The 16,739-nt window shown below is 40.8% G+C and carries 14 protein-coding genes; 9 read left to right on the top strand and 5 right to left on the bottom strand.

The features are described 5' to 3' along the window. The first annotated feature begins 15 nt into the window (after positions 1–15). Positions 16–972 carry a heme o synthase gene (locus tag H6G73_RS00070; protein WP_190600903.1) on the top strand — a complete coding sequence of 319 codons (957 nt, stop codon included), beginning with the start codon at positions 16–18 and terminating at the stop codon, positions 970–972. 153 nt (positions 973–1,125) lie between these two features. Here the strand turns inward: H6G73_RS00070 and H6G73_RS00065 are convergent, their stop codons facing one another. Then, positions 1,126–2,412 carry a hypothetical protein gene (locus H6G73_RS00065; protein WP_190600902.1) on the bottom strand — a complete coding sequence of 429 codons (1,287 nt, stop codon included), beginning with the start codon at positions 2,410–2,412 and terminating at the stop codon, positions 1,126–1,128. Positions 2,413–3,303: 891 nt separating this feature from the next. On the opposite strand from H6G73_RS00065, the gene fmt reads away from it, so the two are divergent. After that, positions 3,304–4,305 carry a methionyl-tRNA formyltransferase gene (gene fmt / locus H6G73_RS00060; RefSeq protein ID WP_190600901.1) on the top strand — a complete coding sequence of 334 codons (1,002 nt, stop codon included), beginning with the start codon at positions 3,304–3,306 and terminating at the stop codon, positions 4,303–4,305. A gap of 40 nt (positions 4,306–4,345) precedes the next feature. Here the strand turns inward: fmt and H6G73_RS00055 are convergent, their stop codons facing one another. Next, the gene (locus H6G73_RS00055) at positions 4,346–4,717 is read right to left on the bottom strand and encodes a DUF6464 family protein (protein WP_190600900.1); all 372 of its coding nucleotides are present in this window, start codon (positions 4,715–4,717) and stop codon (positions 4,346–4,348) included. Positions 4,718–5,483: 766 nt separating this feature from the next. Between H6G73_RS00055 and H6G73_RS00050 the strand changes: the two genes are divergently transcribed. Further along, the gene (locus H6G73_RS00050; RefSeq protein WP_190600899.1) at positions 5,484–6,314 is read left to right on the top strand and encodes a squalene/phytoene synthase family protein; all 831 of its coding nucleotides are present in this window, start codon (positions 5,484–5,486) and stop codon (positions 6,312–6,314) included. A 193-nt stretch (positions 6,315–6,507) separates the two neighbouring features. Beyond that, the gene (gene hpnJ / locus H6G73_RS00045) at positions 6,508–7,956 is read left to right on the top strand and encodes a hopanoid biosynthesis associated radical SAM protein HpnJ (RefSeq protein WP_190600898.1); all 1,449 of its coding nucleotides are present in this window, start codon (positions 6,508–6,510) and stop codon (positions 7,954–7,956) included. A 194-nt stretch (positions 7,957–8,150) separates the two neighbouring features. On the opposite strand, the gene H6G73_RS00040 is transcribed toward hpnJ, so the two are convergent. Together H6G73_RS00040 and H6G73_RS00035 are read right to left on the bottom strand one after the other, a co-directional pair. Beyond that, positions 8,151–9,650 carry a DUF4335 domain-containing protein gene (locus H6G73_RS00040; protein WP_190600897.1) on the bottom strand — a complete coding sequence of 500 codons (1,500 nt, stop codon included), beginning with the start codon at positions 9,648–9,650 and terminating at the stop codon, positions 8,151–8,153. A gap of 264 nt (positions 9,651–9,914) precedes the next feature. Further along, the gene (locus H6G73_RS00035) at positions 9,915–10,541 is read right to left on the bottom strand and encodes a DUF3038 domain-containing protein (RefSeq protein ID WP_190600896.1); all 627 of its coding nucleotides are present in this window, start codon (positions 10,539–10,541) and stop codon (positions 9,915–9,917) included. A 317-nt stretch (positions 10,542–10,858) separates the two neighbouring features. Between H6G73_RS00035 and H6G73_RS00030 the strand changes: the two genes are divergently transcribed. Continuing rightward, a complete protein-coding gene (locus tag H6G73_RS00030) occupies positions 10,859–11,377 on the top strand; it encodes an adenine phosphoribosyltransferase (RefSeq protein ID WP_190600895.1) in 519 nt (172 codons plus the stop codon). Between the two features lie 56 nt (positions 11,378–11,433). Continuing rightward, on the top strand, positions 11,434–12,480 hold the full coding sequence (locus tag H6G73_RS00025; protein WP_190600894.1) for an ABC transporter permease: 1,047 nt from the start codon (positions 11,434–11,436) through the stop codon (positions 12,478–12,480). Positions 12,481–12,778: 298 nt separating this feature from the next. Here the strand turns inward: H6G73_RS00025 and H6G73_RS00020 are convergent, their stop codons facing one another. Next, on the bottom strand, positions 12,779–13,216 hold the full coding sequence (locus H6G73_RS00020) for a peroxiredoxin (protein WP_190600893.1): 438 nt from the start codon (positions 13,214–13,216) through the stop codon (positions 12,779–12,781). Positions 13,217–13,344: 128 nt separating this feature from the next. On the opposite strand from H6G73_RS00020, the gene H6G73_RS00015 reads away from it, so the two are divergent. From H6G73_RS00015 to H6G73_RS00005, 3 genes are all read left to right on the top strand, one after another. Continuing rightward, positions 13,345–13,749, top strand: a complete 405-nt coding sequence (locus H6G73_RS00015; protein WP_190600892.1) for an Npun_F0494 family protein — start codon at positions 13,345–13,347, stop codon at positions 13,747–13,749. A gap of 225 nt (positions 13,750–13,974) precedes the next feature. Further along, a complete protein-coding gene (cobQ, locus tag H6G73_RS00010; protein WP_190600891.1) occupies positions 13,975–15,450 on the top strand; it encodes a cobyric acid synthase CobQ in 1,476 nt (491 codons plus the stop codon). Between the two features lie 97 nt (positions 15,451–15,547). After that, positions 15,548–16,615 carry a J domain-containing protein gene (locus tag H6G73_RS00005; protein ID WP_190600890.1) on the top strand — a complete coding sequence of 356 codons (1,068 nt, stop codon included), beginning with the start codon at positions 15,548–15,550 and terminating at the stop codon, positions 16,613–16,615. The last annotated feature ends 124 nt before the right edge of the window (positions 16,616–16,739 follow it).

Here is a 16,739-nt window from a genome sequence, read left to right as displayed (position 1 = left end):
GGAAAGACATACAACATGATTGAGACTAACGTCTCTCGTCGTCACCACGAAACATTTTTCCAAGTTGTTCAAAGTTATTACCAGCTAACTAAGCCGCGTATTATTCCTTTGCTGCTAATTACTACTGCGGGTAGTATGTGGATAGCAGCTAAGGGACAAGTAGATCCTTGGCTGTTGATAGTAACAATGATTGGTGGCACTTTAGCAGCCGCTAGCGCCCAGACTATTAACTGTATCTACGACCGAGATATAGATTATGAAATGGAACGCACACGGCATCGGCCTATGCCTTCTGGTCGGATACAAGCACGGGACGCATTTATTTTCGCGATCGCTCTAGCAGTTGCTTCTTTTACCCTATTAACAGTATTTGCCAATCTTCTCTCCGCACTTTTAGCATTTTCTGGCATAGTTTTTTACGTTTTAGTCTATACCCATTGGTTGAAACGTCACAGCACTCAAAATATTGTGATTGGTGGTGCTGCGGGAGCAATTCCCGCTTTAGTGGGTTGGGCTGCGGTGACAGATACTTTAAGCTGGGCAGCTTGGCTAATTTTTGCCATTGTCTTTTTATGGACACCACCACACTTTTGGGCATTGGCTTTAATGATTCGGGATGACTACGCAAAGGTGGGTGTACCAATGTTACCTGTGATTGCAGGTGATAAAGCCACCGTTAGGCAAATTTGGTTTTATACAGTGATTACAGTCACAGCAACTGTGATGCTGTTCTATCCCTTACATGCTAGTGGCATTGTATATGTAGTAATTGCTATGACCTTGGGTGGAGTGTTTGTTCACAAGTCTTGGCGCTTATTACAAAATCCAGAGGATAAAACCATTGCAAGGGAATTATTCCTGTATTCCATCTCCTACATGATGCTGTTGTGTTTGGGGATGGTAATTGATAGTTTACCGATTACTCAACATCTCGTTAGTACAGTGCTGACTCAGTTGCACTTGGTTAGTTAGATCAAAGAGAGGGGGAGAGGGGGAGGTAAAAGAAGATTTCGTCCTTGTCCCCCTTGTCCTCCGTTTCCCCCCTGCCTCCTGCTATAAATACAAAAAAATTCCCGATGTCACTATCAGTAACAACGGGAATTTCAATCATTATTCATTAATTAATTATCTAGACGCTACTTGTGGTTCTGCCCACACTTGGGTAATCTTTTCTCCAAATGTTACTGGCTTATCTTCATCGCTAGATAAAGTGACGATTTTGCCATTGCTGGATACTTGGACTAGAGGCCAATCTTCTTCCCCTAGTTCACCCGCTTTAAACAATACGCTATCAGGTTGTTTTTGACTCCAGCCCAACAAAATCGCAATTTTTTCATGTTCATGCTGTTCTTCAGTGGGTGCGACGGTAACAGTGCGATGATTTTGCCGATCCCAGATGACTGCTGAATCTGTAGAATCAGCCGTGTTGAATATGCCCTCAAATTTACGTGCGAGGAAGCGATCGCCTTTTTCAGACCAACTAACGGGAACCAACACCCCTATCTTGCCATCCGTTTCTGTGACAACTTCTGAATTCCCTGCTCTGTTTAACAATGGGTCTTTCCCGGAAGATGTAGCAGCCATTACCCGCAACCGTTTAGATTGTACATCTTGTACAAACAAAATGCTGGTAACACGGCTGTTATACATTTCTGGCTTCACATCCAACTGTACTCGGCTATACACAGCATATTTTCCGTCAGGAGAAATCACCGGTATACTGCGATAGTAACGAACCCCAGAACCCTGTTTGTTACTAATGACTTCTTGAGTTGCCATAATCCATTTCCAAGGAATGGGATGAGGACTACCAAGAGGATCGTTTTGCACCATCTCTGTGTCTTTGGGTTGTCCTTCTACTTGGATCTCCGATGGTGATGGCTGTGGGTTGGTAATACTAGGATTGGTTTTAACAGTTGCTAATGCCCCATCTGCTAAACTGACATCTCCCAGCAAAGATTTAATTTTTGCTTCTTTTATTCTTTGAATTAAACTAACTTGATCTGCCGATAGTTGACCAGTAGGTGAGAGTTTAACTACTGCCACAACATCAGCTTCAGCCCCATCATTGCTAGACTGGTTATTTTCTTTGATTACCCCAGAATTAATTTTATCTGTTGGTAATACTTGTAACCCCCCAAATCTATCTTTGTTGATTAGCAAAGAATCTAATCTAGCAGCTAAGGCATTTATTTTAGTTGCATCAATTTCCCCGGTTTTAGCTGTATCTGCTACCTGAGACTTAGCTTCAGATTGTCCTGACTCAGAATTGGTTTTTCCTACCTGTGCTTGTTTTGCCAAGGTGGAGTGAACGGATAAACCTAGTAAGGGTGTAATTAGTATAAAAAAGACAACGTACTTGAAATATGGTTGTACGCGGAACCATCCTGACAGCAAAAGGGGTTTAAACATGTGTGGACTCTCTAGGGGGGCGGTTGCTGTGTGAGGGGCAAGGTTGATGCAGGAATGGAAAAAGTTATGACTATATGTATAACAACAAACTACATGCTAGATCGAGATAATTTCTGCAAATTTTGCATCGCTTTACAAAAGTTTTAGTATCATTATCTACACCTTTATAATTTTCAAAATTGTGTGATTTTTCATGAACGTATACGGAAATATTACCGATATTTTTCTATCAGTAATCAGAAAATACAGAGCATTTTTTTGCTCCTATGAACAATTTGCACAGATAGATTAACAATCGTGCCAAAAACGCCAATTTTATCTTTGGGTGACTAAAAAGTTTTACCCAAAAATTTATCTACCGAGGCTTTAAGTCCAGAATTTAACACCAGCTAAATCCCACGAGTTTCGCCTTGTCAATTCTCTGACCTAACGGTGCAGGCCCTGATCATTATAAAAAACCATTGTTCTTGAAAACTCTGGCGCTGCGGGTGCAGAATACATCATAATCAAAAATCTTGCTCTCATCTACCCAAAATCATAAAATTGCAAATCAGCTAGCATAGAATTCGCTTATGCAATTAAGATACTGACTTTTGGGTTGTTATCACAGAACTTTGAGAGTCATAGATACCTGCTTCACTTGCCAGGAGACATAGGCAAATGCTAAGTTACTCCAGCAGCAGATGCAGTTGATACTAGCTAATCTAATTGCTAGATCATTATAGTTTCTAATGGAACTTTTTGACTAACTGACAATGCCAATTTTACCACTAAATCAGCTAAAAGAGTCAGACTCTTAACGGTTGGTATTTCATGATTTATTGACTATTGGATTAAAGCAGTCGGTGTCACCGCAGTCAATTAAATTCACAAAATTAAATTTGGATAGTGATGAAAGTAGTATTTTTTGGTACGCCCCAATTTGCTGTACCCACTCTAGAAAAATTGCTAGAAAACCCTAATTTTGAAGTATTAGCAGTTGTTACCCAACCAGATAAACGCCGAGAAAGGGGGAATAAATTAACACCTTCTCCAGTCAAAAATTTAGCGATCACCCACCATCTCCCAGTTTGGCAACCAGAACGGATTAAGAAGGATACAGAAACTTTAACTGCTCTGGAACAGTTGCAAGCTGATGTGTTTGTCGTCGTGGCCTATGGACAAATTCTCTCCAAGAAAATTCTCGCTATGCCCAAATTAGGCTGTATTAATGTACATGGCTCGATTTTACCCCAGTACCGAGGTGCAGCCCCTATTCAATGGTGTCTATATAACGGAGAAAAGGAAACTGGCATCACCACCATGTTAATGGATGTGGGGATGGATACAGGCGATATGCTACTAAAAGCTGTGACACCAATTGAATTGGTGGATAATAGCCTGACCTTAGCGCAAAGACTGTCCACCATCGGTGCTGATTTATTGGTGGAAACATTGTGGCAATTAGAACGACAGGAAATTCAGCCTATTCCCCAAGACTCTGCGGTTGCTACCTATGCACCGTTAATTCAAAAACCAGACTACAATATCGATTGGTCAAAAAGCGCCATGCAATTACATAATCAAATTCGTGGCTTTTACCCTAACTGCCTGAGTAGTTTTCGTCATCAGTCCTTGAAGATAACTGCGACATTGCCCTTAGATGCTGAATCTATCCAGAAGTTGCCAGAATCGTTACAAACTGTCGTGAATAAAGTCCCTAATCTGTCTAGTTTATCTGGTCAACCTGGTGAAGTGGTGAGTGTTGTTAAAGGTATAGGTGCGATCGTTCAAACAGGAGCAGGTCTATTACTGTTGCAGGAAGTACAATTAGCAGGGAAGCGTCCTCAATCTGGATGGGATTTTGTCAATGGTACTCGGTTAGCAGTGGGGGAAGTTTTAGGGAATGGTTGAGATGAGGACAAAAACTAATCACCAATTCCCCATCCCTAAATTATTGCGGACTGTTTTGCTGGGAGTTTTCGTAATACCGACAAGATTCACAAGGGCCATTAGGGTTAACTGCACAGCGAATGATTTCTGACAGAGCATTATAGTCACAAGTCGCATCTCCAATTACCCAGCGTCCTGCGACTAAAGTTTTTTCAGAAGGACGTTTAGCAGACTGTACGTAAATAGCAATGTTATGCAACCGATAACGTCCAGCTTTAAATTGATAGCGGTGACGACGCTCTAATACAGCATAGGTTTTGCCTTGGAAATCCAGATAGTTTCCCGGTTGGGGTGTCCAATCCAGTTGTAATTTCCCCAGTGACTGGCGAGGGTTGGTTAAAATTACTTCAGTTGGTAGAGAGTCTGGCTCCATAAGTTTATGTTATCTGATTTACATTATAAAAATAGTATCGCAACACTTTACTTTAGTTGAGTAGTTGGGAATTCAGTAGCTTTCATCAACTGTGTACACCAGAATACATGAAAATAAAAGTTGATTGCATCTGCCACTTGTCAAGAGTTAATTAAAATTTTGTTCATGATCTATTTGCCAAAAATTCAACAGCTATGGCAAATGAGGATATAGATAGAAAGAAAATCAAATAGGAGTCCTATAGCAGGGGAAATTATGGTGAAAGCCACGCTGTCTAAGGCTTGAGGAATACGACTGCATGGTTTTCGAGTTTCGACTACGCTCAACTACCTCGTAGTCGAAATTCAGTACATCACAGGTAACTGTGCTAAAAGGCTTGATTGGGGTGATTGTGACTGCATCTCCTATGTCCACTTGAGTGCAGTCATACTGAAATTTTCGGACGAAACTTGACTGGAGATTGACGGAATATACCAAATACAGTTAATTTTTTTGCTAATTTGAGTAGATTAGTTGATTTTTATACAAAAAATTTGATCGGATTGGGATGGCAACTGGCCGCACAACGATTGCTACCAAGAGCCAATATATTAGACTAAACTTTAATAGATTTGAGATTTTGGTTAATTGCGATACTATAAATTGTTAATTTTTAGATGAAACACTAGGGTAACTATAGTTTTTCCAGTTTAGTAAAAACTTTATCCAGTATCATCAAAAAGTCAAAGATTTATGTGGTGTAAAGCGTAGGAGAGGAGTGAGTATAATGGATTTACGTAGCGATGCCCTGCAAATCCTCAAAGAAACTAGTCGCACTTTTTATATCCCCATTAGCATTTTACCCTCTGGGTTGCAGGAAGCCGTAACTTCAGCATACTTGTGTATGCGTGCCATTGATGAAATTGAAGACCATCCAGAATTGGATAATACTGCTAAAAGCGCCATCTTACGTAACATCAGCTTAACATTGCAAGCTGGGGTGGATGGTTTTGCTGTAGATGCCTTCTCGACAGGATTTACTGGCTACGAAAATATTTTACCAGAAGTCAGTTTGCGGGTGAGAGAATGGTCTATCTTAGCACCGGAAACAATCGCCCCACGGATATGGGATGCTACCGCAGCCATGGCAGATAGAATGGCATTTTGGGCAGAAAAGAATTGGCAAATTGATACAGAGTCAGACTTAGACCGTTATACATTTGGGGTAGCAGGTGCTGTTGGCTTGTTGTTGTCAGATTTGTGGACTTGGTATGATGGGACACAAACAAACCGTACCCAAGCGATCGCATTTGGTCGCGGTTTACAATCAGTCAATATCCTCCGTAATCACGATGAAGATTTAAAACGAGGAGTTGATTTCTTTCCCACAGGATGGAGTGCAGCCAAGTTACATGAATATGCACAGCGCAATTTAGCATTAGCTGATGCCTATACTAGTTCCTTACCTCCTGGGCCAGCTTTGCAATTTTGTCAAATTCCTCTCGCTTTGGCTCATGGTACTCTTGAGGCTTTGGCTAGTGGTAAGGAAAAACTCAGCCGTAGTGATGTGTATGCTCTCCTGCAAAATCTCATGGAGATAAATATCAAAGCAAGTTAGATTTGCCCATATCAATATCTTAGAGCCACAAGCAACTAGATGTTTTGGTGTTAGTTGTGCTGTCTTTGTTTAATTGGAGACAAATATTCTGGTTGCAAATTAGTGCAATAGTTTATAAATCAAGGCTTTTCATCCAAAATCTCAAATTGGTATTACCTATTGCCTAAATCTTTGTACGTGGGAGGAGATGTCTGTGAAAACAACTTTATTTCTAAGTCCACCTTCCTTTGATGGGTTTGATGGTGGTGCTGGTTCTCGATACCAAGCCAAGCGAGAGATTACCTCTTTTTGGTATCCTACTTGGTTGGCACAACCTGCGGCTTTAGTGCCTGGGAGTAAGCTAGTAGATGCACCACCCCATGGTCAAACTGTGGAGGATGTGTTGGCAATTGCTAAGGATTATGAATTAGTAATTATGCACACTAGCACACCTTCTTTAGCCAATGATGTGAAGTGTGCAGAAGCTATCAAGGCACAAAATCCCGGTGTGCAAATAGGGTTTGTGGGGGCCCATGTGGCGGTGTTACCGGAAGAAACTTTGCGGGATCATCCAGTTATAGATTTTGTCTGCCGCAATGAATTTGATTATACCTGTAAGGAATTGGCGGAAGGTAAACCTTGGGATGAAATCAAGGGCTTAAGCTATCGAGATAAATTAGGAAATATCCGTCATAACGAAGAACGTCCGTTAATTCATGACTGGGATGCAATGCCCAGCGTATTACCTGTTTATGCCCGTGATTTAGATATTCGTAAATATTTCATTGGCTATTTGCAGCACCCTTACATTTCCTTCTACACTGGGCGTGGTTGTCCTGCTAAATGTACTTTTTGCTTGTGGCCTCAAACTATTGGTGGACATCTTTATCGCCATAAAAGCCCAGATGCAGTGGGACGGGAGATGGAAGAGGCTAAAGCCTTGTTTGGGGACAAGGTACGGGAGTATATGTTTGATGATGACACATTCACCATCGACAAACATCGAGCGATCGCCATTAGCGAACACATGAAACGACTCAACCTCACCTGGAGTTGTAATGCGCGTGCTAATTTAGATTACGATACCTTGAAAACCTTGCGGGATAATGGCTTACGCTTGCTGTTAGTTGGGTTTGAATCGGGAAATCAAGACACTCTCAACCGCATCAAAAAAGGCATTAAATTGGAAGTGGCAAGGGAATTTATGAAAAACTGCCACAAGCTAGGTATTACGGTACATGGCACCTTCATCATTGGCTTACCGATTGAAACCAAAGAAACCGTAGAAGAAACTATCCGTTTTGCTTGTGAACTGAGTCCCCATACTATTCAAGTTTCCATTGCTGCACCTTATCCAGGTACAGAATTGTATGCACAGGCCCAAGAAAATGGTTGGTTTGCCAATGAATCTTTAGTTGCTAACTCTGGAATTCAAACTTCTACTTTGCAATATCCCACCCTTTCTAGTGCAGAAATTGAAGATGCTGTTGAGCAGATGTATCGCCGTTTTTACTTCCGTCCCAAAGCGATTATTCCTATTGTGCGGGAAATGATCACAGATAGACAGATGTTAGTTCGTCGTCTACGAGAAGGTGCAGAGTTCTTCTCCTATTTGAAAGAACGGCGCACTCAAGCCCAGTCTAAGCAAGTAGCTGCGGTATAAGTTGTGGAATGTAGGGTGTAGGGTAAGAATCTTCTCACCTTCTACCCCTGCTTCCCCCTATTAGCTGAAGCATAAATATAGCCGGAAGGAAGTTAGGATATTAACTAATACTAAAACTTACACAATGAAAGGTTTTGATCGCTTTCACCTGTCACCTGCTATATTTCGCCAGAAATCATAGAATATTCGAGAAATTAATAGCCTTGCCAAGGTTTAACCTCAAGTGTGCCTTTGGGCTGGAATGTCACTTGAAAATGGGCTAGTGGGTCTTTATTATTAGGTGCAGCAGCGTTAGAACCATAAATTGATTGGAACATCTGGGGAAGGGGTGTTTCCCGAAAATGATCAAAAGCAACTTGGTTTAGCGGTTCATAGTCAGCGATGATGCCATCTTTATTTACTGCTACTCGATATTTCAATTCTTTTGTAAATGTGGGAGTAATACTCCATCCTTGACGAATAGTATTATAAAGTTTTTGATTTAACTCTTTAACTACATTGCTATCAGCAATTTTTTCCCCTACTACTTCCGGTTTTTTAGCGTATCCTGCCCAAGGGCTAACTTCTAAGACTCCTTGCTTAGTAAAAACGACTCGAAATTGAGCAATAGGTTCGTTAGTAATACGCCGATTAGCAGGGTTATAAAGCAGACTTGGTAATGGGGTTTTGTTGACATCATCATTAGCTGATTGATTGACTGCTTTGTAACCGACAATGCTACCATCAGCTGCTACACCTAACCGGAAGATTAAATCATTTTCCCATTCAGAACGACCAGTCCAAGCTGGGTTGATTTGGTTATAAACTTGGCGATTTAAAGCCCGTAATTGGGAAGGGTCAGTAATTTCGGGGACGGATTTTAAAAGGGCTTGCAAATCTGTCAGGACGGGGGTAGCTGAGGCTATGGGTGAGGGGGTAGGAGAGGGTGAATCTGTTGGTGTAGGGGTGGGAGAAGGTGAATCTGTTGGTGTAGGGGTGGGAGAAGGTGCATCTGTTGGTGTAGCTGAAGCTATAGGTGTTGGTGTAGCGGTGACAGGACTACTAGTAGGTTGACTAGAGGTAGTTTGTTCCTGTGGTTTTGTATCTGGGGAACGGACTGGGGGTGCAGGAATTAAGCTGAAAGCAACTGCGGCTACTGCTAGACTGGAAACCCCCAAGGTTGCAGGTACTGCTTGCTTGAGTAAAACTTGGCTGGTTCCACTATAACGCCTAGTGACCGGTTGCAACTCTAATGATAACTCTGGCAATGTTTGAGTATCCGCAAAAAATTGATCTATGGCTTCTACTAAATCAAATAGTTGTAATGTGTTTAGTTCTATTTGAATTGGTGATTGTCGATTATTTTGATGAGATTCTACCTCTGGGGTGCTAGGTTCTGAATAAACTATTAATTTATGTCGATTACTACCAATTTTTTGCAGGGCTACCAACTCTGATTCCTGATTGTGAGCTTGGGGGTTGGGGACGCTACTTAAAAATTCTTGGGCATAGGCACTAACTGCCCGAATTAAACTCTCAAAAAACTTCCTGCCTCCAGAGATTGGTTGATCGGCACAAGATAAATGGCATTCTGCATTTACTAATATCGAAAGTTCTGGACGCAGTTCTTGAAATTGGGTGGTTTTTGTGACATTACTTAAGCCTTCTAACAGCAGGGTACAATTAGGTAAACTATATTTACGTTGAATATTCATATCACCTCAAAGCATTTAATGAATCTAGTTATCATAACTGTCACATAAATAAACAATCTTAGAATTTATGCACAGTAAAATTCCTTGTTATGGCAAACTTAATTTCATAAATTTTTGATGCGTCAGGGGACGCATCTCGTTTTACAGCGTAATTTACTTAACCCAGGAAAATGATTTTTTGATGAATAAAACCAACCTGCATATTGATTATTGTGGGCGTAAGTTATCACCTATATAATTTATGAGTTATAAATTTAAGGATATTTAATCTACTTCTCCATCAAACAGGCTAATCCAAAAGCGCTGCATTCCCGTAGTGCCGGTGCAAAATAGTAGTTTACCTAACAAATCTATAGCTAATTCATCTAGTTTGTCATCGGAATTTAAAGCAATTAGCCCTGAGCGTCTGGCATTCATACGACTTTTAAAATGTCTTCTAAATCGCTCTAGATAGTTACCTAAACGTAAGTTTTGCTCCAGGGGAATTTGCTTTTCATCCAGTTGTTGATATATGGTGAGTAGTTGGCGGATAACTACTGTTAAGCGTCTGGCTATATAGCAGGTAATGATGACTAAAGCCTTAGCTTCTAAGATGCTTAAAGGGCGACGAATATGCGCTCGACGGAGGGGGTTAGAACTTCGCATTCGCCATAAATTGACTCGGTCTTTAATGATGTTTTTGAGGTCTAATTCATCAGCGAATGCCAATATAGCTTCAGAACCACCTAGTTCTAATGCTTCTATTGCTAGTAACATCAAGTCAATTTGTACTGCGGTTCTGCGGGGACATCCATGTCCAGCGATCGCAGGATCTGGTAAAGTGTCCAAAATCATTGGCATGGCCTCGGACGCTGGACTGTTGAAAGCTTTGACATCGGCGGAAACATTCATTCTATAAAATACCCTATGCTATGCCAATAAAATCAGTAAAACAATTGAGAATTCAGAATTTATTCTTTAGGTTGGGTTAAAGTCTGAGTTATTGTCAATAGATGACGAAACAATGGCTTTAACCTCCAGCGTATGACATTATAGTGTACGATTTTTCAGGTATCTGGAGTTGAAGACGGAAGACAGTTATCAGATAACGCCTCAAGCTAGGCTGTATCAACTGTTTTGGTCAAAATCTGGTGTGGAATTTCCCAGTGCAAGAGTTTTGACTTAGACCTCTGACCCATTGTCTGTGACCTATTTCTAAATTTTGTCCTATGGATTTGAAAGCTTTAATTCGTGACATACCAGATTTCCCTAAGCCAGGAATTTTATTTCGGGATATTACTACTCTATTACGCGATCGCGATGGTTTACGCTACACAATTGACTTTTTAGCACAAAAGTGCATAGATTTGGATTTCCAGCCGGATTACGTTGTGGGGATGGAGTCTCGTGGTTTTATTTTTGGTGCCCCTTTGGCTTATAAGCTAGAGGCGGGTTTTGTGCCTGTGCGGAAGAAAGGCAAGTTACCAGCCGCAGTTCATCAGGTTGAATATGAACTAGAGTATGGTACAGATATGCTGGAAATGCACCAGGATGCTTTGCATGTGGGCAGCAGAGTGTTGATTGTCGATGATTTAATTGCTACTGGTGGCACTGCTAGCGCCACTGCACAGTTGTTAGAAAAGATTGGCTGTGAGTTGGTAGGCTTTGGGTTTATCATCGAGCTAGAAGATTTGCAGGGGCGAAAAAATCTACCAGATGTGCCGATCATATCCTTAGTCCAGTATTAGTCATTGGTGATTGGCGATTAGTCATGAAGTTTTCCAGAGGTGACAACTGATAAACTATGGCACATACAAAAATTTCCTTGGAGATGAGTCGAGATTGGCTAATTAGGCTAGTCACCAGCGACACTTTTATTTATGTGGTAAAACGCTTATTGCAGGCACTATTAACGATTTTTTTAGCATCTGCACTATCGTTTTTTATTATGAAACTGTCTCCAGGGGATTATGTGGATACCCTGCGGCAAAATCCGAAAATTTCTCCTGAACGCATCGAAGAAATTAGGAAGCAATTTGGTTTAGATAAATCTTGGCCGCAGCAGTTTTGGTTGTGGTTGAGGCAAATTGTCACCAAGGGTGATTTTGGTACTAGCTTTGTTTATCAGCGTTCCGTTGCGTCTCTATTGTGGGAACGGGTGCCAGCGACTTTATTATTAGCGATCGCTTCTTTAATTACAACCTGGTCTATTGCTATTCCCTTGGGCATTCTCGCAGCTGTTAAACAAAATCGCACTGTCGATAGGGTTTTACAAGTCATTAGCTACACTGGACAAGGCTTCCCCAGCTTTATCACTGCCCTATTTTTATTATTCTTAGCTCAAATTACTACCCCCTTGTTTCCCGTAGGGAATATGACCAGTATCAACCACGGTGAACTTACATGGTTGGGGAAAATTTTAGATATCGGTTGGCACATGATTTTACCGATTATTGCCTTGAGTATCACCAGTTTTGCTGGTTTGCAACGGATAACTCGTGGTGAATTATTGGATGTGCTGCGCCAAGATTACATTCAAACAGCCCGTGCTAAAGGTTTACCAGAAAATCGGGTGATTTTTGTTCATGCACTGCGGAATGCTATTAATCCCTTGATAACTTTATTGGGGTTTGAGTTAGCTAGTTTGTTAAGTGGTGCATTTATTACAGAAAACTTCTTTAACTGGCCGGGTTTGGGCAAGTTAACCCTACAAGCTGTGTTAGCCAAAGACCAGTATTTAGTTATGGCTAGCTTGGTGATGAGTGCGGTGTTGTTAATTGTGGGTAATTTAATTGCTGACTTGATGCTGAAGGCTGCTGACCCACGGATTAAACTGGAAGATTTAAATTAGTGGTATGGCGGGGTTTACAAGTAGACTGGTTGAGCGATTCAAGATGTTTAAATTAGTGGTAGGGGCAGGTTTACAAGTAGACTGGTTGAGCGATTCAAGATGTTTAAATTAGTGGTAGGGGCGGGTTTACAAGTAGCCTGGTTGAGCAATTCAAGATGTTTAAATTAGTGGTAGGGGCGGGTTTACAAGTAGCCTGGTTGAGCAATTCAAGATATTTAAATTAGTGGTAGGGGCGGGTTTACAAGTATCCTGGTTAAGCAATTCAAGATATTGATTAACCCGCCCCTACTTGTCCAAATTACAGACCCAACACCTTCAATACATCGCTAGCGTGGGTAGGAGTGTTGACATTAGCATCAACATGAGCAATTTTGCCTTCTGGGCTAATTACATAGGTGACACGCTTGGCATAACCACCACCATCAACATCGTAAGCTTTGATGATGCTTTTATCGGTGTCAGCTAAGAGGGGGAAATTCAGACTATATTTAGCTGTAAATGCTTGGTGAGCAGCTTCATCATCAGCACTAACTCCCAGCACTACTATGCCTTTACTTACATATTCATCTTTGGCATCGCGGAAACTGCAAGCTTGTTTGGTGCAGCCAGGGGTGTCATCTTTGGGGTAAAAGTAGAGAACTACTGTTTTACCAGCAAAATCAGAGAGGGAAACTGTATTACCGTTAGTGTCTTTGGTGGTAAATGCAGGTGCGACTGTACCAACTGCTAGAGCCATAATTCACCGTTCCTGTATGAGATTCTCTATGCACTTGAAATTTTACAATAATTTACAATATTTAGTAGAAGTTACAGTAATTAAGGTTTTTACTCCCTCTTACTCTTCCATCCCTCAACTCTAAACCTATGGCAGCCGTTAATTCTCAAAATTACAAACCCCTAGTCTATCCTAGTAAAACCTTAGCAAGAGCCGAGCGATCGCTCATTTGTTCTCCCTTCAAATTAGCTTTAGTAGTCACCATGACCAACCAAAGTATTTCCTTGGGAGCGATCGCCATGGACAATGGTATTCAGCATGGATATACTAAAAAACCCCTATCTGAGTTAGCCTGTGACCAGGCTTTAGGCTGGCTGATTGAAGTGGGTATATTGCGGCGAGAGGTGGACGGACAGGGGATTACAGATAGTTTTCGGCTCACTCCCCTTGGTTATCAATTAGTGGAAAAGTTTTCCAACCAAGAGTTACCTACACCCACATTAGGCGATCGCCTGGCAGATTTCATTACCCGTTGGTTTCGTCTACCCTTCTAAACCCACAATTGACGTTTACACCACATCAAGTCAAAATTTGACTTTTGATGAGTAGATTGCCATATTACTATTCAAACTTAAAATTCCCACGCCATGCTGTAGTCACGCAGCACGGTGAAATCAAGCAACCATTCAAAAATTTTGAAAAGCTGACCTCAAAGGCTTTTTCAACTGTGAACCATAAATAGTTAATATTAAATTCCCCACGGCGGTACTAAATCAAAGATGAAATCAATTATGGTAGTGGGAACCACATCCCACGCTGGAAAATCACTTATCAGCACCGCTATTTGCCGTATTCTCTCACGTCGAGGCTGGCGAGTAGCACCCTTTAAAGGTCAAAATATGGCTTTAAACGCCTACGTTACTGCCAGTGGTGGGGAAATGGGTTATGCACAGGCCGTGCAAGCTTGGGCCGCAGGGGTAACGCCTTGGGTAGAAATGAACCCGATTTTACTCAAGCCCCAAGGAGATATGACATCCCAAGTCATCCTCAGAGGTAAAGCGGTAGGAAAAGTCACTGCCGCAGATTACTATCAGCAATATTTCGAAATAGGCTGGCAAACTATTCAAGAATGTTTGCAACATTTATCAACAGATTTTGATGTCTTGGTGTGTGAAGGTGCTGGTAGTCCAGCAGAAATTAATCTCAAACACCGAGATTTAACTAATATGCGTGTGGCTAAACATTTGAATGCACCCACATTATTAGTAGTTGATATTGATAGGGGTGGTGCGTTTGCCCATGTAGTAGGAACTTTAGAGTTACTAGAACCAGAAGAAAGAGAATTAATTAAGGGAGTTGTTATCAACAAGTTCCGGGGACAACGTTCAATTCTCGAACCAGGAATTAAATGGTTAGAACAGCGGACTGGTATTCCTGTTGTCGGTGTGATTCCTTATTTAGAAACAATTTTCCCCGCTGAAGATTCCCTCGATTTACTAGAACGCAATTCTACCAAAATCCAAGCTGACTTAAATATAGCTGTCATCCGTTTACCAAGAATTGCCAATTTTACTGATTTTGACCCCCTAGAATCGGAACCCACAGTTTCAGTTAAATACATCCATCCTCGACAAGATTTAGGTCATCCAGACGCAGTAATTATCCCTGGTACAAAAACCACTATTGCTGACCTGTTACTGATGCAAAAAACTGGCATTGCCGAAGCCATTCAACATTATGCTGCTTCTGGAGGAACAGTATTAGGTATTTGCGGTGGCTTTCAAATGTTAGGTCAAACTATCGCTGATCCAGAAGGAATTGAGGGACAAGCTGGTAAATATCAAGGGTTCAATTTATTTCCCTTGAAAACCATCATTACAGGTCAGAAAATCGCCCGTCAACGGCAAGTTACATCTAATTATCCCCAAATGGGATTACCTGTAAATGGGTTTGAAATTCATCAAGGGCGATCGCGTGTAGAACAACTCATAGATAAACCATCCTGTCAACCCCTATTTGATGACCCTAGTCTGGGCTTAGTTGATAACTGTCAATCCATTTGGGGAACATATTTACACGGCATCTTTGATAATGGCCCTTGGCGACGCGCTTGGTTAAATCGCCTTCGTCAACAACGGGGTTTAAAATCCTTACCTACAGGGGTTGCTAACTACCGAGAACAGCGAGAACAAATGTTAGACCACTTAGGTAATGAAATTGAAAAACATTTAGACCTCACCCCATTTTTGTCTTAAGTCAGAGGTTTGATTGTCATCACACTGCTACAGTGACATGTATAAACTCAAGGATAGTTATGTTATTTTTTAAACATAACTTTTCACCACTTTAGTTATGCCGCGCAAAAAAACATTAGCATCTCCACCCCAGCCAGCCACACTGGCTCTCTCTGACTTACATATTTATCTAGATTCCCTGGAAAAAGAGCATCAATCTTTATTAAAACAAATTAAAAAAAAGCGCACAGAATTAAATAATTTTGTTGAACAAATGCGGTCTTTAGCTACAGAAATGTTCCACCGCATTAGTCCTAGTTTTGTCAAAATAGCAGAAATAGACCAAGAAATTCATGCCTTATTTAAAGAGATTTTTGCCAGTAGGAAATTTGGCAAGCAAACTCAGGAAAAGGTAGAAAAGGTTTATTTTAATCTCCAAGCATCAGGTATCATCACTAAAAAAATCCAAATTGAGGAAGATGATACAGAATTAGATGAAATGTTTGAAAATTTTAAATCTGATGATGACAATTTTCAATCAGAAAATACATATGGCTATCAACAGCGACAAGTAGGACGGGAAGAAGTGTCATCAGTCAGTAAACCTAAAACCGATGAATCCCGCAGAATTCGACAAACATTCTTAAAATTAGCAGAAATATTCCATCCTGATAAAGTGACGGACTCCGAAACCCAAATGTCCCACACTGAAATCATGAAAGAAATTAATAAAGCTTACCAAGAAGGAGACCTAGCAAGGTTATTAGAAATAGAAAAAAAATATGAATTAGGTGAAGAAATCGATAAAAATAGCGAAAGCGATTTAAGTCGTAAATGTCGAATTATAGAGCAGCAAAATGAAATTCTCAAAACTCAATACGAAAATCTCAAACGTGAACTGCGTTTAGCCAAAAATACTCCTGAAGGAGCAATGGTTTCTGACTATCGGAAAGCTGCTAAACAAAATATAGATGGGATTGGCTTAATGTTAAAAGCTGTTGAATCACAAGTTAAAATTATTGCTGGTATTCGCGATTTTGTCCAAGATTTCAAAGATAAAAAAATCACTATCAAAGAATTTTTAGCAGGGCCAGAATCACTCCGGGCTAGCAATGAAAGAATCGTAGAAGAGATGCTAGAAGATATGTTGTCCCAATTAGGTATAGATTTAGATATGGAATTTTAAACTCAAAGGGACAATATCAGAAATGTTGAATGTCGATACAAAACTTTACATCTTTAGATAGAGTAGCTCTAAAAAGCCTAAAATAGTCAACATAACATTATCTCCTCAAGCCAATGAACATAAC

Source organism: Richelia sinica FACHB-800, assembly GCF_014698825.1.
GTDB lineage: Bacteria > Cyanobacteriota > Cyanobacteriia > Cyanobacteriales > Nostocaceae > FACHB-800.
This window is presented reverse-complemented; position numbering and strand designations above follow the sequence as displayed.